We start from the raw sequence: 21,422 nt of genomic DNA, 5'->3' as shown, positions 1-21,422 counted from the left end.
TTGGTGCAATTCAGATAAAATATGCCAGATAAAATTAATGGCCCTGAACAGGGGCAGCTTGTATAACAAGTTACTACGATTTACACTGGTGCCGGAAAGCCAAAAATCCAAACAGAGATCATTAATAAATATCTCCACTTCTGGTACAATTTGGTATCATTATCTGATGTTGATTCCCAGGTGTTCTTAAACTCAGATAAATTAGAGCAAAAGATGCAGGCCATCCTGGGCGTTTTATTGCAGTAAATTTTAAAGGTATTCTGGATTTACCTCCTGAATATCTATCTTTTTACCCTCATTTTTAACCTTCTTAACTGAAACGTTCATTTGTTCAAGATTGTCACTCAGCAATTTAAATAACTGATTAAATATCTTAATCTGATCAGCAGACTTCAAGTCTGTAACGTAATATACTGCCACTTTTTAAAAATAACTTCAAGTGTAATGATAGTTTTTAAATAAAATTTTCATAAAAAACTGTAAATCAAAATCTTAAAAACAAATTCAAATAAAAATAGACCTTTACAAAATACAGTAATCAGAAATTAAAAATTTAACAACAATAGCCAATTTTCTCTTTCACCACCCTCCATGATCTGCACCCAAGAAAATATGTTTTCATGAGCGAGTCTCAGAACCTGTAAGGTTCAGCGAGCTCAGAAAACATATTTTCCCCTATTAAGCTATATTTACGACAAGACATAAACCCTTTCCTTCAGACAAAGCCGTATCAACTCCACATCTGCTGCGCAGAAAGTCCAGAAAAAGTACCATTTTACCGAACAAGTACCGCAGCAGATGCGTAGGAGCTCGATTCCAGCCCTATACCAAGCCAATTCCTGAACCTTGCCAATACAAAAAAAGAGGCGCCTTTTCAGGCACCTCCTTCAATTAAAATTTCATCCCCTTAAAAAGAATGTGGTATATACTCATTCTCCACCGTTCCATCCGCATACAATTTTAATATGGCATAACCCGGAGGAGTTTCCAGGTAATAACCCGGTCCGGCAGATTCACCATCACCCTTACCCCACCAAAAACCACTCATGGCCCCGTTGCAGCAATACAATACATCATTATAATGCGTATGATCAGACAAATGATTATGCCCGCTCAAGCAAATTTTCACCTTACTATGATGTTTATAAAACAAATCCTTTAACTTCTTACAATCAGAGTGACCACCCCCAACCAAAACCTGTGTCGTTCCTAAAATCGGATAATGAGACATCAGCAATACCGAATCACCAACAGGAATTTTCTCCAGTTCCTTCTCTAGCCAATTAAACTGTTCCTGATCTAGAGATATATTGCCATTGTTACCATCAAGTATCATAAAATGCCAGTTTTTCTTTGTGAAACTGTAATACCGGTGCGGAATCTTTAATCGTTTAACCACATATTCTTTTCCGTACATTTCATCCTCTTTAGAGGGCGCCTTCCACCATGGATCATGATTGCCAATGCAGCTATACAACTTATGTTTGGAAAGTAATGTTGTACATTCATCCCAGATAGACCATTGTTTAGTCACCTGATCACGTACGACATTATCGTAAGATGCGTCGTTAATAGAATCGCCCCCATTCAGGAAAAAATCTGGTTTATGCTTTGTTAATATTTCCTTCAAACAACTTTTAAATCTCTCTGGTGCATTGTCGCCCTCTCTGATATGCACATCAGTAATATGTGCAACGGTAAGCACTGGTTTCTTATTTTTTCCGTCATATCCGGAAGCCAAAGCAGGTAGCCCTCCGGTTACAACTAAGCCTGTTGCCAGACCAGCTGTTTTTAATAATGATCTTCTATTGAATTTTGTCATTTTGCATCAAATTATGGTTCATTACCACCCGAATATTTGTTTCAGATTAGGGTTCAGCAACACTTGCTGTTGAGGTATCGGGCGATAATAGTATTTAGGTTCTTCAAAATTGCGTGTTACAAATTCCGTTACAATATAGCTACCGGTATTTACATTTTTAAGATATACTGTAGCACCAGAGCCGATTGTACCCGTACGATAGTAGACCAACTTTACCCCTAATGAATTCTTTTCCTTATTCTCTTCCGCAGGAATGGTTAAAGACTGATCTATCAACATAATATCTTCAACACCATCCCCTGTTAAATCATATTTCCCCAAACCTGCAAAGTACATACCTTCTGGGCTTTTGGTCAATAGTTTTCCAGCTTTCCACCGCATCAAATCATCATATCTGGTATTTTCAAATGCGAATTCTACTCTCCGTTCTCTTCTGATTTCCAATATTATCCCAACATTTGATGTAATATTACCATATTGTTGCTGTAAAAGGGGATCTGGCGATGCGTTAGCCTGAGCCATATTAAGATCGGGCATCCCCGCCCTTCTTCTGATCAGGTTTACAGAAACATCCAGCTGCTGCTGTTTTAACGTACCCAGTTCAGCAAGCGCTTCCGCATAACTCAACAACACCTCTGCATAACGATATACCGGAAAATCTACGCCATTTAATGTACTTGCATCCGTACTGTTCACATATCCCTTGAGTTGATGATAACCAGTAAAATTTTTGTTTAAACTCTGAATGTAAGGCTTGGTATCCGGAACTCTGATCCATCCGGGATAAGCCATCGTTTGAGAAAGTCTTGGATCACGGTTCTGAAATTCCTTTACAAAACTCAGTTTATCGTAGTTTGGCAGGTCTGTAAAACGGCTGCCGTCCCTCATCAGATACGTTTGGATCAGGTCTTTAGCCGGAGCTTGTTCATAGTCACCGAAAACTGTTCCGTTAACATTTTGGCTCCTGTTCTTACTCATATCAAAAATATTGGCCAGTATCACCTCAGTATTCGTCGTTAAGTCCTGACTGTTGAACAAAGTCGCATAATCCTGTTCAGGCTTTCCGGTACTATACACGGAGAACTTTCCGGAAGCCATCACATCACCAGCAATTTTAACAGCAGTTTCGAGAAAAACATTTGCTGTTGCTGCTAAATTCAATTCGGAATGATATTTACGGTAAGTACCTTCATACAGTGCTGTGCGGGTGTAGAATGCCGCTACAGCCCATTTTCCTGGTGTACCGGTAGGCACGTTTTCCCGAACATGCTGATAAGCAAAATCAAGATCCGACATCACACTATCCATCACCAACTTCCGCGGATCGCGTGCTTTGTATAATGCATTATCCCCCGGGTTCATGGTACCGGAGTACCATGGCACATCAGAAAACCGCTTCACTTTATCTATATAAAACATCGCCCGGTAGTACCTGGCCAGTCCGGCATAATGATTTTTTATGTCTGCACTTACCTTTGCTTTATTATAGTTTTCTAAAAAATAATTAATGTCACGTAATCTGCTCCACTCCCAACCTGAAGTAATATTTTGCGAATTGGCACTACCCGCCATTACATTTTTCACTTCTACGTTGGCTGTTGTTGCTACGTTATCACTGCTTTGGTCATTTAAGTAGCTTCCTCTGTCTGGCATCAAAAGCAGACCATTGACATATAAATTCAGATCGCTTTCTGTATTAAAGAAAAGGCCCGGCGAAATCGCTGTTTGCGGAAAACGGTCAAGGTCACTTTTTTTACAACCGACAGATGCAATTGCAATAAATAGAATATATTTAATATATGGTTTCATAACTAATATTTTAATAATTGTTAAGCTTTTTAATAGTTAAAAATCCAGGTTTAAACCGATTGCATATTTTCTCTGAAAAGGATATGCCCATGCACTTGGACCTTGGTTTACAGCTTCAGGATCTATATATTTCTTTATAGATGAAAATTCATACAGGTTATCACCAGTTACAAATACACGAAGGCGGTTGACTTTAAAGCGTTTGGTAAACGCAGAAGGTAAGGTATAACCTAAGGAGATATTTTTAATTCTTAAATAGGCTCCATTTAACAGGTACTTGGTTTGTGGAATATCTAATCCTGCCCCATAGTTATTATCCGCTAACCAGGATTGCAAAACAGGATAGTAAGAGTTGGTATTCGCATCGGCCAGACCTGCAGCAATATAAGATGCCGAATGCTGAGCTCTTAACTCAGGTGAATCGCCTGTAGCGCGGTAAAAGTCCAGATTCCATGGATAAACATTGGCATAAGGCTGTTGGTACGGACCCCAGAATAAATAGTGGTGCGGATAAAAGTCTCTTTTTAATACCCCTTGCAAGAATATGGAAACATCAAAGCCATTCCAATCTAGGTTAAAATTGGCACCAATACTATATCTGTCGCTGCTGTTTCCAATGATTTTAAGATCTTTAGGGTCATTTGAGCTTAAACCCTTTTCAATTTTGTGATTTCCGTCCTGGTCTTTATATTTCGGCCAGCCCTGAACAATAGACAAGGCGCCCCAGGGAATAATAGCAGATTCATCAAGCCCGGCTATTTCTGCCTTGTTCTGGAACATACCATCATTTTCAAGCCCCCAGATTTCTCCAATTTTTTGACCTACCCTATAGTTGCTGAAAAGATTCTGATCGTTTGGAAATTTAGTGATTTCTGTTTGAGAATCAGCAAGGAAAACCTTTGCTTGAAAATTAAAAGGCTTGGAAGCAACCAAAAAGTTATCTCTGTATGTAACAGACAACTCCCATCCTTTTGTTTTTAAATTTGCCGTATTTTGCCTCGGCACCTGTGTTCCAAGTACGCCTGGTAACTCTTGTCCTCCGGTAAGCATACCCGTGGTATTGCGAATAAAATAATCAAATCCAAGGAGGAACTTGTCTCTAAAAAGACCAATATCTGTTCCCATGTTAAGCGTAGATACTTTTTCCCAGGTATAGGTATTCGGATCGACCAATAAACCCGGTGCTCCTTTTATAATTGGGCTTTGACTGTTCCCACCAATAAGATATCCAGATGTACCTGGTACCAGCGACTGAATATAACCAAAATCACGAAGATAAGGATCACTACTGATGGCCTGGTTTCCTAATGAACCATAAGAAGAACGCAGCTTAAAGGTAGACAGCACTGGAGCTAATGGCTTAAAAAAGTCTTCAGCACTAGCTATCCAGGCAGCAGAAGCTGAAGGGAAAAAACCCCAGCGTCTTGTAGAAGAAAAACGAGAAGAACCATCATATCTTCCGGTAGCCTCTAAAATATAACGCTCTTTATAGGTGTAATTTAAGCGGCCAAATCCACTGGTCGTCGCATAAGCCGAGTATTCTGCACCAACCCCCGCTGCACCATTGGTTAAGCCAATGTAGGGTAAAGAAGAAGAAATCAGACCATCTTTGGAGGAGGTTACGGTAGAATAGTTGTAGTTTTCAGAATTGTAACCCAGCATTGCGCTGAAAAAATGGTCACCTATTGTTTTTCTGTAGGTTGCATACAAGTTAAAGGCATTATTATATAAATAACCGTTTTTCTCGCTTACACTCCCTGTGCCACCTTCTTCCCTTACATCATTCGGTCCGTATCCAATTTTATAGGACTTGGAATCCGCATGATATTTCCACAGTTCCCGTTTAAAGGAAGCATCACCGTTGACCACTAAATCCCCGTTTAAAAAAGTTGCGGTGGCGCTGCTGATGTTTTGAAAACCAAACATCGTTTCCAGGTTCTTACCACCATCCGTTAGTTTGGCTGCCAAACGCCCTGCATTGGTATTGGCCCAGGTACCATCTGGATTGACTGCTACATCTGTTGGTTGCAGGTAATACAGATCGGTAATGCCGGTATATGGATAAGCCCGTTTGGTTTCGTAAATATTCAGGTTGTTGTCTATTTTAAGCCATTTGAAAGGTAAAAAGCTAACCCTTGGTCTTAAACCATATCGGTTCCAGAAATCATCGGAGAGTTTGTTCAATCCATTTTCTTTGGTATAATCTGCAGACAAATAATAGGTTAAAGGGGTATTATTAACTGTTGCTCCGCCCGAAAATGTCAAAGTATGGTTTTGTGAAAAGCTGGCGTCATTGAAAAAATATTTATACCAGTCGTTACTCCCCATATACTCCCATTTGGTAGGGTCTGTTAAGTTTACCCGTGTATCAGGAAGGGATGGATTGTCTGATCTTTCTCTTGCCCATTTATAATACTGGTCACTATAGTTTACATAATCCCATGGAGTGTTATTGGTTGATGTTTCCAGAACGCGAGAATAGATGTACGGATCTGTAACCGGTTTAGGAAGAATAGTAGATTTTCCCCAGGTATTGAGCATATTATAGCTAACCGTCTGGCGATCCACAGCACCTTGTTTTGTGGTGATCAGGATGACACCAAAGGCAGCTCTTGCGCCGTAAATTGCTGCTGATGCCGCATCACGAAGCACAGTATAAGATGAAATATCAGCAGGAGTTAACCTCAATAAATCGTCATTGCTTGCTGCAGGAATTCCGTCGATAACAATAAGTGGCGAACCACCGTTGATGGAGGTCATACCCCGGATGTTGATAACAGGAACTGTACCCGGTGCTCCACCTCCATAGGTAATGTTTAAACCTGGGCTGATTCCCTGCAAACCCTGCATTACATTTGAAATAGGACGTGATTCGAGCTCTTTACCCGAAATCTGATCAATAGCACCCGCAATGTTGATTTTTTTCTTGGTACCAAAACCAACAACAACCACTTCGTCAAGTCCCCCAGCCTGTGGCTGCATTAAAACATTTAACTGGGTTTGCCCATGAAGTACAACTTCCTGTTGTTTGTAACCAACATAGGCAAAAATGAGCACTGCATTGGGGCTTACATTCATGGTAAACAAACCATTAATATCAGATGAAATCCCCTGTTTGGTTCCCTTCACCATAATGCTTACGGCAGGAAGGGTTTCTTTGGTTTCCGCGTCTGAAACTTTACCCTTTAGGGTGATGTTTTGCGCAAAAGCAGACGTTGTGATTAGAAAAAAGGAAATCATCCAGAATAGTGAGTGCCTTTTTTGCATAATCCGTCCAAACAACGAGAACGAAGTGTAGTTTTTTTCCATACAATTTATAGTTTTTGAGTTTATTGGTTTAAGATTGATCACTTCTTAAATCGAGGGCAAATGTATACTCATGCCAACAAGTAAAAGTTAAGACTGTATTAATAAATTAATTGAACAGTCAATCAATCTATTTACAATATAGCCCAATTCATCAGCTGAAAACCAATACAATATTGACTATTATCGATTGTTTTTTGACATACGCTTTATAAAAACAAGATCAGTTGAGGGGAGTATGTTAATCCATTATTAATTCATTTCCGAATACAGATTACTTTGATAAATTTGCGCTTTACATAAAATCTATATGGGAAGAAAAAGCCTCAAAGAAATCAGGCAACAAGAAATTATCACCGTATTTTATGATACCGCCCGAAAAGACGGTTATGAAAACGCCTCAATTGCTAAAGTTGCTAAGGTTATGGATATTAATCCAAGCCTTATTATACATTATTTTAAAACTAAAGACGACTTAACCCACGCGCTTATAGACTACATACTGGAAAAGTATCTTCTTATTTATAAAACAAAAAACAAAGAAAACATTACGCTTGCCGACCTGCAAAAAACGATCGAAATGCTTTTCTCTAAAAAGTGGAATCTCCTGTTTGACGACGGTTTGTTCTACACGTTTTACGCTTTATCTTTCCGGGAAGAAAGAATTAAGGCCAAATATAAAACCATATTGGACTCGCTCCGTTCTGAGCTCACCTCAATGATAGAGCAATGCAATAAGAAAGAATTGTTAAATGTCACCTCCCCCAGAGCTGCAGCCGATTTAATATTTGTACTTGTAGATGGAGCATATTTCTACCTTTCACTGGAAAACGATAAAAAAGCTTATAAAGAAAAACTTGACGATTACAAAAACAAGGCTTATGAAATTTTAGGTCTTCCAGTTCAATCCTTACCTGATGTACCTCTTGTTCTCCAACCTTTTGTTAAAGCATAAAAACCAATAGAAGCCCATAATAAATTGGCTACTGCATTTGGTGTGTCATCAGCAATAATAGCGGTTATTAACAAACATAATCCACCAGTGATATTCAGTATCTGGAAGCCCCACGATTCTGGAGTCAACTTTTTTATGCTTAACAGTAAATAGCCCAGTGTACATAAACATACGCCCAGCCAGCCAATACCTGTTGATATCATCTCTATCATAGTAGGGTCTAATATAGATAAAACACGGTCAATACCGCCGAATGATCGGAAGGCCACACATCATCAATCTGAGGAGGTGTCCTTATTATTTTTGAAAACCTGGCTTTTAACCCCAGTCCTTTAGAATAAATATAGTCAATACGCGAAGTTTGCATATGCCCGTAAATGGCTGCAAATGTACCTCCCGGATAAGTGACCTCGTCGGGGTACAGTATTCGATAACTATCCGTATAACCTCGCTGCAACATTAATTTTGAAATAGGGAAATCAACCGGTCCATAACCATAATGTAAAAAGGCAGCTCTGGCTGTCCAGTCCAGATGGCTTCCCGAATTAAAATCTCCAGCAATAATGACCGGCAAAGTGGGATCTGAACGAAGTATAGGATCGATATCTTTGTCGAGATTAGTTTGCGCATCAACAGCTCCAAGTTCCCGGTCTTCTTTAACCCAATCCTCACTATTCAAGCCCGTATTGGCATAAGAACCCGTGTATTCATGTTTGGAGGCATACCTTAACCACCAGTTGCCAATCAATATTTTTTTATTATTGGGCAATGTAACGGTTGCTACATTAGATTTAAACTTGGCATTCGAAGAACTTTCCTTCATCGGAAACCTGCTGATGATGGCTAGATTTTCTGTGGGTGAGGCCGTCTGCAACTCAAAACCCAAAGCGCTAGCCAACATAGTTTGTGTGCCATACCCCTCTTCCAGTGTAATGATATCTGCATTTGTATTCCGTATCAATTCTTTAACCCGGTTTGGTCCCTCTATATGACCAAGATGTAACCCGCCATGCCAGATATTCCACTGCAATAGTTTTATTGCATTTGGATTTGTAGCAGAATTTGGGGTAATCAATTTGGGGATATTTGCGGTCTTGTCTTCCTCCGGAATATGTATTTGATGGTCTAGAAGAAAGGAACTCACCTTTGCATGCAGCGTGTTGCCAGCTACCGCATTTCTATTCACGTCCAGTGTTACTAAAAAATAATTTACCCCTTCTTTCAATGGATAGGCACGAGCTGCCCCTTCCGTAAACCGGATTGCTTTACCTGGTTTTTTCCCCTTACCAAACAGTTCAATCCTGGTGGTGGAGCGCGGGGACTGGCCAGCGTAATAAACATGTACCCTGGCCATATCGCTTAGTGATGTCGAGCCAGAAAAATCCAGGTTCAACGCGGTCAATTTCAGAGGGGAACGCGAACCATTGACTACAATTCTCAACTTCAAAAGCTCATCATTTTTTACATTTTGATCAGCATCCCATTCGCTTTGTATCACCACCGCATTAAAAACCTGCTGTTTCTTTTCCGCTAAGACAAACAACGGATTATCATTTTTAACCAGATAGGCCAGTGGCATATCTCCGTTATACTTCTTCCTGGTATTTCTAAGATGATAGGCCTGAGCTCCCTTTCCAACCAGGTTCAGACTCACATCGTTCTCCAGATTATCAAAATTATAATAGCCTTTCAACCGATTAAAATCAGGATGACCAGGGCCAAGAGGCCGGTACATCCATGCGCTCAAAGTAGCTCCGGAGACTCCACAACTCCATATCCTTACCTCATCAATACACCCACTAAAGCCTGTTGAATCCATATCGCTGGTACCGATTTCTCCCGGTAAAATATCAACAGCAAATTTCTTTGAACCTATTTCCTTGCCGTCCAGATATAACTTTGTCTCAGTTCCATTACAACTGACCGCCACATGATGCCATTTATCATCCAGCGGTTCTGTGGCTACAAGACCAGCCTTTGGGCTGCATAGCTTCCCATTTTTAAGCATTAGCGGTAACTGATCTATTGTATTGATTTCTCCATATTCACCTGTTCCAATAATAGCCTCTCTATTTTTCCATGGCTTACCGTTGCCCTTAATCCAGGCTTCCAGTGTCCATTGATTTTTAATAATATCCATTCCGATACAAGGATTATTATCCAGACCATCCAGACACAGCGCATAATTACCTGTTTGACTCTTGGCAATACCCGAAATTAGAATGAAGCAAATTGTGACCAGAAACAGTTTCATTTTTTCCATGCATTTATTATAAAAGTGCGATTGAATGTAGCTTTCCTTTTGAAAGGAAATGGCGCATCTTTTCAGCTTTTAAACAAACATACTTCTTCAAAAAGAATTTCCTACGCATTTCCTTAACCTTAATAAAAAAATAATATGGTTCAAAGAACCGAAAGCATTCCCGTCAAAACGGTAAGCAAGAAAAAGCTCAACTTAAAACCGCAAGAAACGGCTTTTCTACTAAACGAAGACCAGCTACTTTTGTATAAGAAATATGATAAACCACATAGATATAGGAAGAACCCCTAAAGAAAGAACAAAGGCTATCGGCTCCTTAATCCGCAAAGGTGATGTTACCCTTGGTGGTTACAAGAAGGCGAAGATATATGGCTTGCTTACTTGTCCATCGGGCAAAAGAATGAAAGTTGAAAACCGTGTTTTCTTTAAAGATGAAGCCGAAGCACTATCCAATGGATATAGGCCGTGCGGTCGCTGTCTCCCCGAAAAATATCAAATCTGGAAAGTCTCTCAGTAATACCCCACAGCATAGAAACCCACAAATCTGTTATCCTTATTTATTCAATATCTGTATCTGTTATGCCTTTATTTATACCCGTAACTTTATGGAGTTAATTTAATTAAAACATGGAAATACAAAACTCAGCAAATAAAGATATTCAAGAAATTTTCAGACTGTACAACATTGCCACAGATTTTCAAAAATCGAAGTTCATTGTTCACTGGCCAGAATTTGAACTCAACCTGGTACAGACAGAAATCGATGAAAACAGACAATGGAAGATCATTATTGACGGTAAAATAGCTTGTGTATGGGCAACGACCTTTGATGATCCCCAAATTTGGGAAGAACGCAATCATGATCCTGCAGTTTATATCCACAGGATCGCCGTAAATCCTGAATTCAGAGGGCAAAATTTGGTGCAGCAGATTGCAGAATGGGCGAAGCAATATGCGCTAAGCAATGAAAAAAGATTTGTGCGTATGGATACCGTCGGCGAGAACACCGGACTGATTAATTATTATACAAAATGCGGCTTTGACTTTTTAGGATTGCTAAAACTTCAAAATACGGAAGGATTACCAGCCCACTATAACAACGCAACAGTAAGTTTGTTCCAGATTGAAATTTAGGAGAAAAACCAAAGGCGTTGATAAAACTCTGCATACTATTGAGTTTTATGCATAGTTGTTATCTTGGATACTGTGAAAAATAACTAACCATATCACGTTGGTGCATACCGCTTTTTAATTCTTTATGCAGGGAAATTACTGCGGACCTGGAGAAATCACCTTTATAATACAGGTGGATTGTCCTGCTGGGGAGATCTGCTGCCATTGAATAATTGGAAATGATATCATTTGGCTTTTTCTGCGTGGTTTTTTCCAGCAAGGTAACCACATCTTTTAAGTGATAAGACCTTTCTTCACTCAGGTACTTAGTAGCGGTATCTCTTCGCCAGCAGGGCTCGTAATGGTTGTTGTTAATAGCGTAGTTGGTCAGTGCAAACCAACTGGTTGTCCGCCGGATGATATAACTGCCGTGAACAATCGCATAATCTCCTCCAGCATCGCCCATAAACAGCTGCGCACCGGTTAAGCGCAATAAATTAAACTGTGATATATAGGTTATGGCCTCCTCCACCGTTTTACATCTTCTGAGTACATCTGTAACTACTTCTTCGATCCTATCCTGTTTCAACGGATCTTTTGTTGCAGGGATGTCATCAATAGCCGTGTAATCCATAAATACTCCGTATTCATTCATTCCGCCCTGTGGATTTTTGTACATGATTTTATTCAGTTTTTCATCCGCCGAAAGTTCAGTCCATATCATATACCCGTAATGCTGATCAATTGTAGGATAGTACCATAACCTGTAAGTAAGTGAAGGTACCTCGTCTTCATTGTTGCCAACCCATACATGCTTTCCATCATTGGCCATAAATATGGTACAGGCGCTACTATTGAGCATATTTGTAAAGCACATCATCATTAAAAAACAGAGAAAAATTTTAAGTTTCATATCATTTGCAGTTTTACCTGCAAATTTATTCATCAGGGCCGGGCCATATGTTCGTATTTATCCACCCGAACATATTAATTGTTTCTTTGCTCTTTAACATATGCTGTTGGCGAACAGCCCGCATATTTTTTAAAGGCCGTATTAAAAGCGGTCTTAGAGTTAAATCCCGAGGCAAAAGCTATTCCTACCATATTTAATTTCTCCATGCGGCCGGCAATGAGCTGTTTTTTGGCTTCTTCCACTCTGCGTTGGTTGATAAAAGTATAGAAATTACTTCCGGTAAGCCTGCTGATCAGGTAAGAGGTATCATGAATACTTAATCCCAATTGATTCGCCAGTCCAGGAAGGCTGAGTTCGTTATTCAGGAAAACCTGATCTATAGTCATAAGCTGATGCAATTTTTCCGAGAACGAGGCAAAATCTTTATTGTTGAGCCTTTCTGTTTTTTGCCTTTCATCAGTTAAAGGTTGTTCCAGCAAGTCAGAAATTTCTTTCAGTTCTGCTTTATTAAAAGCAAAAACTACGCTTAGCCTGATGGAAAAATAGGCGAGAAAAAAAATAGATCCGGTATAAATCACAGGCATTATCTTCAACAAAAAAGAAAAACCAAACACCGCATCATTTATCCAAAAAACAGAAATGACACTCAAAATGAGCAGAAAATAGCGGAGCCAGTTCAGGTCTATTTCTTTCAGTTCAGCAGTTATTAATTTTAAATTCTTTTGATGTACCATCAACGAACGATAAGACAAGACGATATAGATCAGGAACTGAAAGGGCAGCAAATCGCGGGTAAAAAAAACAAGATTTCCAACTGCAAATAGCCTGGCTGTCATCAAATCTCCATTTTCCGATGGCCACATCTCCTGCAAAACCAGGCAGACCAGGAAAGGCAAAAAATGAAGCCCGTCTTTCTTTTTGAAAACTCTTAAAGGTTCAACAAAATAAAGCGTGCTCAGGTAAAGACAAGATGGCAATATAAATTCTAAACTGCTAAATACATTACTGCCGAAATAAACACACAGAAATGCAGTCCCCATAATCAACACAAAAAGGGCGAGCCAACCATTGGCAACCGGATTTTGCTTCAAAGGATGAAAGAACAGCAGAAAACTAAGTAAGAAACACCCTCCAGCAGAAAAACACATCAAAAAAGCATTCATGGTATTTCAGTTTTCCCAAAAATAAGGGAATAATTGAAGTAATAGAAGTTTTTTCTTTCTCTACCCTCCCAGGTCTGTACCCAAGAAAATATGTTTTACTGACATAGCCTCAGAACCTGTAAGGTTCAGCGAAATCAGCAAAACATATTTTCAGCCCTGAGACGGCCAGGACAAAATATGAGCCTTACATAGGGTTCTGGGCCAGATTATCCAGGTTTACTTCCCGTTGAGGAATTTGTAACAGCAGTTTATTAGATGTTACGGTATAGGCTCCCGCAGGGTATTGAGCCGGCGCTTTAGCTATTTCTCTTTGACCATGCGCATTCATCACTTGAACAGCAGTGCCGGTACGTACCAAATCATACCATCTGTGGTTTTCAAAGGCAAGTTCCACTTTGTGTTCCTGATCAATGGCCTGTCTGAAAGCTGCCTGAGAACTTACGTTTAAGGCTGGAATGGCATTTCCTGAGGTTTTATCTGGAAGTTGGGCGCGGCGTCTAACCTGGTTCAATAGCCCAAATGCTTCTCCATTAGCAACAAAACCCTGCTCATTCAAACACTCTGCAATTTCAAGCAAAACGTCAGCATAACGGATAACTGGAAAATTAACATCGGTTTGGCCTGGTTGTACAAAGCCCTGGTTGTATTTTTTAATATATGGGGCATAAGTGAATACTCCTTTATCATCGGTAAAGCCTTCCGCAAGTGATACATCCTTACGTGCATCCCCGCTTTCATAAGAGGCGATGAGATCTGCAGTTGGCGTGTTCCAACCGCTGGTGAAGCTCAGGTTCGTTCCCGGATCCTTCGTTACATATTGAACCGAGTTAAAGGGAGCAAACTGATACATGAAATTGCTCGCGAGATCCGGATTTGACCCCAGGTACTGGATCTCAAATATAGATTCTGCATTGTTTTTCTTGGTTTTATCAAACACATCTGCATAACTAGGCATCAGGCTGTAGCCTGTTACTTTTCTAAGTGCAGTTAAGGCTTCGGCATATTTTTTCTGCGTGAGGTAAAATTCTCCTAATAAGGCATTTGCTGTACCTGAGGTAACACGTCCCTTATCTGCTGCTGAATAAGAGGCCGGAAGTTTTAACGCAGCGTCATTCAGGTCTTCAAGTATTTGAGCGTATACGGCTTCAACTGTTGCCCGTCCTTTTGATTTTGCATCGCCTGGGGTCTTAGTTACTTCCAAACGCAGTGGTACACCTCCAAATTGTCTGACCAGGTTAAAATAATGAAAGGCCCGAAGGAATTTCACTTCGCCAATGGACTGGGCTTTGGATTGTGCAGACATTGGGATTCGCTCTACATTATCCAGCACATCATTACAACGTGCAATACCGATATAGCTTTGCTGCCAAAAATCCTGCAGTAATGTATTGGCAGAATTGGCCAGGAATTCATCTACCTGCTCCCGGTTCTCTTGTCCACGTTGCGGTGCATTGTACTGAAAACTGGTATTGTCAGAACGCATTTCTCCGAAAAGCCAATAGCTAAATGAACCCATGTCTTTCAGAGACCTGTAGGCGCCAACCACGCCCTGTTTCAAATCCGATTCCGTTTTCCAAAAGTTAGCGCCAAGTAATCCAGATTCTGGTTCCTGGTTTAAAAAATCCTTTTTACAACTTGTTATGAATATCCCGGTACCGATCAGGATCATCATGATATATAGTGTTTTTTTCATGGTGTTTAATAGTTAAAAGGTTGCATTTAGTCCAAATGTCATGATCATTGGTAAAGGATAATTGGTAAAATCACGACCAGGTGTAAGCACGCTTGATCCGTTGGTGCTTGCTTCTGGATTGGCTCCACTATATTTGGTAAAGGTGGCCAGATTTTGTACGCTTGTGTACAGTCTTAAGCCTTTGATCACCTTTGAATTGGTAATGAATTTTTGTTTGAAGTTATAACCTAGTGTGATGTTCTGGATGCGCATATAACTTGCATCTTCTACCCAACCGCTGTTTACATCGCGGTAAATTACTCTTGCTCCATTCGTTGTGGGTGTAAAACCGTCGCCTGGGTTTTCAGGAGATCTCCATCTGTTTAATATCTTCCGATCTACATTGAATACACCATCTATATTGGTTAAGAATTCGTTTGCAGTTTTAAGGATCTGCCCGCCCTGAGAACCGACTAGAATGACGTTCAGATCGAAATTTTTATAGCCAAAAGTATTGGTGATTCCGTAAGTAAAATCGGGATACGGGTTACCAATTACAGCAAAATCTTTTACAGCCTCAATGATGCCGTTCCCGTCTACATCTTTGTATTTAATAGATCCTACTACCGAAGTACTGCTTTTAGGTGAACGGTCCAGGTCGGCCTGATCTCTATAAATACCTTCTACCACATAGCCAAAAAACTGACCTAATGGTTTTCCAACTTCCGTTTTATGGGTGTAATTACCTTCTCCACTTCTTCCACTGTAAATTGGATCATTTTTATCGTTCAATGCAAGTACAATGTTCCGGTTGATGTTGATGTTAAAATTGGTGTTCCAGGTAAATTCACCCTCCAGGTTTTTAGTAACTACGCCGAATTCAAATCCGCGGTTTCTGATTTTACCTCCATTGATCTTTGCTGAAGAATAACCTGAAGAGAAAGGGATTTGATTGTCGTATAACATACCGGTGGTGATCCGGTTATAAAAGTCAAACGTAAAATTAACACGGTTCTTTAAGACAGCCAGATCCATTCCCAGGTCCAGTTCATCAGAATTTTCCCAGGTCAGATCACGGTTACTGATCGATGTAGAAACTCTTCCATTGGCTTGCTGGCCACCAAAAGCATAGTTCGCACCGGATATGATAGATGAATATTGATAGTTACCAATGTTGAAATTTCCTGCACGACCATAACTTGCTCTTAATTTAAGGTCACTGATCCATTTTATATTTTTCAGGAATTCTTCTTGTGACGCCCGCCACGCGAAAGCTGCAGAAGGGAAAGTTCCATAACGTACATTGGCTCCAAAACGTGAAGATCCATCTGTTCGGATAGTAGCGGTTAGTAAATATTTGTCTTTAAAGGTATAGTTCACTCTGGCCAAATAGGACAAAAGAGACCATTTTTCTATGCCCGCCCCTTGTCCATTTAGTAAAGATGCTGCATTGATGGTTTCAATCAGGTTATCAGGATAATTGGTGGCATTGAAGTTATACCCTTCGTATCGTTCCTGTTGCGCAGTATAGCCGATCATGGCGTTGATCCGGTGGTCTTTTCCGAACTGCTTATCGTAATTTAAAGTGAGTTCAGACAACCAGTTCACCGTGTTGGTATTGGCTGTACTGGAATTAGGGATAGAGAGGTTGGGGTTTTGGTTTCCGGTTTCTCCAATGACAAACGAAGGGCTGAAAGCAAAAGAACTGTTTTGAGAGTAATCTAAATTATAACTGTACTTTGCTTTTAAACCCTCAATGATCTCATATTCAGCAGATGCTGTGGCCAGGCCTCTGAAATACTTTGCTTTCGTGCCCGCAAATTCAAGTGTATTTAAGGGGTTGCCTGCGCCTATCGCTCCGGGAGAAGTGATAAACACCGTTCTGTTCCCATTGGCATCTGCTATGGGAACAATAGGGCTTAACCATAATGTCCTGGTCAGTACATCCCGGGAACCAGTTTCATAAGAGCCTCTGTTTTGTGTGCCACCTGAAGGCGCAAGATTAAAACTTAAAGTTAGTTTTTTACCCAATTTAGATTCCAGATTGGCTTTTACCGTATATCTTTTGTAATCCGTGTACTTAACAGTTCCTTCTTGTTCCAGGCGCCCAAGCGATACGGAGTAGAGTGTATTTTCTGATCCGCCGCGGATGTTTGCATCCACATTGTTTTGCAGGGCTGTACGTAACACAGCATCATACCAGTTGGTACCTTCGCCATATTGGGCGGGGTTTCTGAATTGAACAGGAATATCCGCATCTGTGGCCACCTTTCCTTGTGAAGCCAATTGGTCTACGATAATATCCTTTCTGAATTGCGCATATTCAGTTCCGTTTAAGACCTTCGGACGTCCTTTTTGTGGAACCTGCTGCATACCGCCATAAATATTCAGACTTACAACCGGTGCGCCACTTTTGCCTTTTTTGGTTGTAATGATAACAACTCCATTTGAACCTCTTGAGCCGTAAATGGCTGTTGAGGAGGCATCTTTTAATACAGTAACGGATTCTATATCGTCTGGACTAATGAAATTAAGTGGGTTATAATCCTGACCATTAGTATTGGCAATAGCAAAGCCATCCACAACAAAAAGTGGATTATCCCCTGCACCAATAGAACCGGAACCTCTGATCTTAATGCTTGGACCGCCACCTGGAGCTCCTGTTGGCGAGCTGATCTGAACACCAGGAATTTGCCCCACTAATTTTTGATCTATGGAACTGACCGGAAGGTCTTTGATCTGGGCAGCAGATAAAATTCCCACAGAACCTGTCAGATCTTTCTTTTGACGATTTCCATAACCAATAACAACCACTTCATCAAGATCTCCACTCTGACTACTTAAAGATACGTTCATTGGATTTGCGCTGGTTATCGTCACTTCTTTAGAGTTGTAGCCGATATAACTGAACACCAAAATGGCGCCCTTAGCTGCTTCCAGACTAAAGGTTCCGTTTTGACCGGTTACAGTTCCTGTCTGTGTATTTTTGATTTTCACAGATACACCTGGCAGGGCGCCTCCATCTGCAGGATCTGTTACTTTTCCACTGATTTTTAAATTTTGGGCATAGACGAATGTGCTGATTAAGCACAAGCCGAATAAAAGCCCTAATCTTCTTCGAAGAAGGAGACCAATTAGATTCCTTTTGCTCATCTTGTTTGTTTTTGGTTAGTTAATCTGCTGTTTATTTGATTATAAATCGATTTACTAATCTCCGACATGCTTTTGAGCCCGGCAACCTGTACTATCCTGTAAAAGGGGGGAAATGCTGATTTGATATCCAAATCAGCATCCCCCAATACAAATATTTTTTATTTGTTTAGATGATTAAATTTTCAAGATTAAAGTTTAGATGCATTAATATCTGAAAGGTTCAAAGAAATGACATTGGCCTCCGGCTTCAAACGCATTATAGCTCCATTAGCCGGTTTGGAAAAAGTACCCTGTATTGCCTGAACTTTGTACCCTATATGTTCAAAACTACAATCCACTCGTTTAGGGCTTATTTTATGAAATGGCAATTGGGCTTCTGCCGATGTATTAAGATCAAAATACCAGTTTAGCGCTTGACGACCATTCCATTTTATGGTCATTCCAGTTTCCTTCAAATCTATCTCCATGGTTCCATTTACAGTAGTTAAGGGCCAGGAAATATGAACAGCCCCTTTACCGTTACTAAACCTTGGATCTTTACCTTTCAATAGTACTTCCTTACCATCAATCCATGCTTTTAAACGCATTCCAGCCAACTGATTTGATTTGCTCCAAATGTATCCATCCACTACAGGAAGCGTAAAAAACACGCATTCGTTAGATGTTGCCGGCTGAGAATTATACTGATCAGGAAAATTTTCATCAAATAAATGAATATCGCGAATACGAAGACCATTGTTCTCCCACAACATATTTACTCTATAAAACCGGCTGTTGAACCAGATCGTTTTTAAGTCACTTCCTTCTAAATCTTCACTCACGGAAAAGGAAGTTGCCGGTGTGACCTTGTAGTTCTTTTTAAACCACAAGCCAAATTGCTCCATCGTTTCCACTTTAACTTTCCCCTCTGCTCTTAGTTTAGCAATTAAAGGCATTTGGATCTCAAACCCTTTAGCCATAGCATCCCAGGTAAATGAATTTTCCTGCCCGGCCTGCGTATAATTAAAGCCCAATGATCCATCCTCAGTAAAACTTTTGAAAAACCAGTTGACCCAGGTTGCATCTCCACCTCCAAAATTGTAGACAGGCTCAAGGGTCACAACGCCCTGCCGCTGTGTACCAAGCCCGGTATCGTATTGTCTGATGGGATCACTTCCTAGCATCCTGAAAATAGGTACTGGAATTTGGTTCTTTGCATTTTGGGCTGGCATATAAGAATTGATTTTACTCGGATAATAAGCCTGGTTCCAATAGCCACCCCAAAGGGTATAACCATCTGTTCCATATTGATCTTTACAATTGCTTGAAGCCACAATATGATACTTTTCATACATATAATTGAGGCTGTAGGCATCAATAAACCAGGAGCCTACTGATTTTGGATAGTAACCGAAGATCTTTTTAAAATCTGTCATATAGACATCGATCAATTTTAGGCGTTCCTCGGGAGTGTAACCTGTAGAAAATCCAATGTTTGCCCTCCAGTCCCATGGATAACGTCCGCGCCATTTCAGACCCGCTTTTTCTACCAGCGGTTGAGGAATTTCCCACCAGGCCCCAATTTCAAATGAACCTTTTGGAAGGCCTGACAAAAGCTTTTGGTACCTGGAATCCATTAAAGCATCATATTGCAATAGAAAAGTCCCGGGCAAATTGTACTTTTTCATAATCTCTACCTGTTTAACTACTGTTTGGTATAAGACCTCTTCCGTAATTTTAGGATCCCTTGGTTCCAGCAGGCGAATAAAGTTCACAATATTAACAATTTTTGGTTCTTTACTGCTTACAACAGGTTTTTTACCCGTAAAGGCATCTAAATTTAATGAACTGAGCATGACTATGAAAGCGATGCCGGTCATTATAAAGCCCATTGAATATTTATTATGCTTCATATCGTTTTGAGTTTCCCTATCTGATCATTATCGATAAGGATAAAGGTTACAATTAATTGTTATTTCTTTATATTTTAGTTATTTAAAAGATGGCTAATTATCCTTAACTAAATACCTGTAATGCCCGGCTATGATAACACGCGCCTCCGCTGAAAGTGAATCAAGCGGAACTGGCTTATCCTGTGGCCGAGATTGCTTTTGATTTATCTCTCCTAACAAACTCCATTTGCGCGTCATCTCCTTTGGTTCCGTTGCCCGGACATCATACCTGGTAAAATCTATTACCTTTTCAGGGATATTCTTTTTCCAGTCTTTCAGCAAGGCAAGGCGGAAATCTTTATTCATAAACCAGCTGATCTCCTTATCCGCATCCGAACCGCCAATGCCAGAGCCACGTTCTACAAAATGGTAGTCGAAACTATTCTTTTTGTAATGTGCCCGCCAAAGGAGACCAAATTCTCCCTGGGTGATCATTTTAGCATCTGGCCAGCGCTCTCTGATGACAGTTAACCACTCCCTTAATGAAGCGGGATCATAAGGCAAGGAGAGTTCCCAACAATTTGTAACCCAGCCGAAGCCATTAAGTTGGTACCCCTTATCAAAATGGATCGCAGTCGAATGCATCATTTCTTTTAGTCCGGTCTCGTTCCCATGCTTACCAAGAGTTTCTATTGGACCAACCCCCATACGGCTATTAAATCCACCATCAAATCCCTTTCTTCTGCCTGCAAGAAAATCAACTGTCCAGCCATCAAGGTTAACACAATCAATAAAATCACTTTTACCTTGCGCTGGCTTACAGAAGTGTTCTTTAGACGGATAAAAAGGATAAGCTACAGACCCGTCACCGTCCTGATTATCTATACTGAACTGACTCCAGATATTTCCCTGACATACATGAATATGCTCTTTTTCGGCCAGGTATTGTTGATTTTTTGCTGACATGAATCCTGCTACTATACTTTTTGGCCGATAACCACCACCAACCATACTTTCTATTATTTTCAGCGCGTCATGCAAATCTTTATTTACTTGTTCAGTTGTATTATAAGCGTTGGCAAAATAAGCCCCTGGTATAAATGTAATGTCATCTCCGTATTTATAATGAAAATCTACCACCAGCTTTCTTATTGCGCTGTAATTGGCACTGGAGTCCTGCAATGCAAGCCAACTGAACGCCCAGGTCATTTCCCCCCCGGGAAACCCTTCAGCTACCGCGTTTCTAAAAGCCATAACCCTCGCTGGAGTATACAATGCCCGTTCATCTTCTCCAACGTTGAGGTTTCTTGAAACTTCAATCTGGTTAACCCTGATAACAGTATTAAAGGTCAGGAAACGATTTTTCATCAGATTTGACACATTCT

The 21,422-nt window shown here is 40.4% G+C and carries 14 protein-coding genes; 3 read left to right on the top strand and 11 right to left on the bottom strand.

Translation table 11 applies throughout. From position 1 onward, the window contains the following. Positions 1-249: 249 nt before the first annotated feature. The 4 genes from DBR11_RS29800 to DBR11_RS28505 form a co-directional block, all read right to left on the bottom strand. On the bottom strand, positions 250-420 hold the full coding sequence (locus DBR11_RS29800; protein ID WP_158275405.1) for a hypothetical protein: 171 nt from the start codon (positions 418-420) through the stop codon (positions 250-252). A 487-nt stretch (positions 421-907) separates the two neighbouring features. Continuing rightward, positions 908-1,822, bottom strand: coding sequence for a metallophosphoesterase (locus DBR11_RS28515; RefSeq protein ID WP_108555917.1), 915 nt, complete (start codon positions 1,820-1,822; stop codon positions 908-910). Positions 1,823-1,843: 21 nt separating this feature from the next. Further along, positions 1,844-3,631: a RagB/SusD family nutrient uptake outer membrane protein gene (locus DBR11_RS28510; protein WP_108555916.1), complete on the bottom strand. Its 1,788-nt coding sequence runs from the start codon at positions 3,629-3,631 to the stop codon at positions 1,844-1,846. A gap of 36 nt (positions 3,632-3,667) precedes the next feature. Then, positions 3,668-6,940: a TonB-dependent receptor gene (locus DBR11_RS28505; protein ID WP_233260946.1), complete on the bottom strand. Its 3,273-nt coding sequence runs from the start codon at positions 6,938-6,940 to the stop codon at positions 3,668-3,670. Positions 6,941-7,247: 307 nt separating this feature from the next. Here DBR11_RS28505 and DBR11_RS28500 point away from each other — a divergent pair, with 307 nt between their 5' ends. Further along, on the top strand, positions 7,248-7,892 hold the full coding sequence (locus tag DBR11_RS28500; RefSeq protein ID WP_108555914.1) for a TetR family transcriptional regulator: 645 nt from the start codon (positions 7,248-7,250) through the stop codon (positions 7,890-7,892). Positions 7,893-8,112: 220 nt separating this feature from the next. Here the strand turns inward: DBR11_RS28500 and DBR11_RS28490 are convergent, their stop codons facing one another. Continuing rightward, on the bottom strand, positions 8,113-10,155 hold the full coding sequence (locus DBR11_RS28490; RefSeq protein WP_108555912.1) for a BNR-repeat neuraminidase N-terminal domain-containing protein: 2,043 nt from the start codon (positions 10,153-10,155) through the stop codon (positions 8,113-8,115). A gap of 253 nt (positions 10,156-10,408) precedes the next feature. Here DBR11_RS28490 and DBR11_RS28485 point away from each other — a divergent pair, with 253 nt between their 5' ends. After that, a complete protein-coding gene (locus DBR11_RS28485) occupies positions 10,409-10,669 on the top strand; it encodes an Ada metal-binding domain-containing protein (protein ID WP_108555911.1) in 261 nt (86 codons plus the stop codon). A 110-nt stretch (positions 10,670-10,779) separates the two neighbouring features. Next, complete coding sequence (locus DBR11_RS28480; RefSeq protein ID WP_108555910.1) at positions 10,780-11,286, top strand: GNAT family N-acetyltransferase; 507 nt, start codon at positions 10,780-10,782, stop codon at positions 11,284-11,286. Positions 11,287-11,344: 58 nt separating this feature from the next. On the opposite strand, the gene DBR11_RS28475 is transcribed toward DBR11_RS28480, so the two are convergent. From DBR11_RS28475 to DBR11_RS28450, 6 genes are all read right to left on the bottom strand, one after another. Continuing rightward, on the bottom strand, positions 11,345-12,178 hold the full coding sequence (locus DBR11_RS28475; protein WP_146186705.1) for a hypothetical protein: 834 nt from the start codon (positions 12,176-12,178) through the stop codon (positions 11,345-11,347). Between the two features lie 74 nt (positions 12,179-12,252). Beyond that, positions 12,253-13,341 (bottom strand): AraC family transcriptional regulator, encoded by a 1,089-nt coding sequence (locus DBR11_RS28470; RefSeq protein ID WP_108555908.1) that lies wholly within the window; start codon positions 13,339-13,341, stop codon positions 12,253-12,255. A 184-nt stretch (positions 13,342-13,525) separates the two neighbouring features. Then, positions 13,526-15,034, bottom strand: a complete 1,509-nt coding sequence (locus DBR11_RS28465; RefSeq protein ID WP_108555907.1) for a RagB/SusD family nutrient uptake outer membrane protein — start codon at positions 15,032-15,034, stop codon at positions 13,526-13,528. Positions 15,035-15,046: 12 nt separating this feature from the next. Then, on the bottom strand, positions 15,047-18,166 hold the full coding sequence (locus tag DBR11_RS28460) for a TonB-dependent receptor (protein WP_108555906.1): 3,120 nt from the start codon (positions 18,164-18,166) through the stop codon (positions 15,047-15,049). 188 nt (positions 18,167-18,354) lie between these two features. Then, entirely contained in the window at positions 18,355-20,058 is a 1,704-nt protein-coding gene (locus DBR11_RS28455; protein ID WP_199234003.1) for a hypothetical protein, read from the bottom strand. A gap of 93 nt (positions 20,059-20,151) precedes the next feature. Continuing rightward, on the bottom strand, positions 20,152-21,422 hold a 1,271-nt coding region (locus DBR11_RS28450), incomplete at its 5' end, for a DUF3863 domain-containing protein (RefSeq protein WP_233260945.1).

Source organism: Pedobacter sp. HMWF019 (genome assembly GCF_003061025.1).
In the GTDB taxonomy this organism is placed as follows: domain Bacteria; phylum Bacteroidota; class Bacteroidia; order Sphingobacteriales; family Sphingobacteriaceae; genus Pedobacter.
Note: the sequence above shows the minus strand (reverse complement) of the source record. Positions and strands in the feature narration are given on the sequence as shown.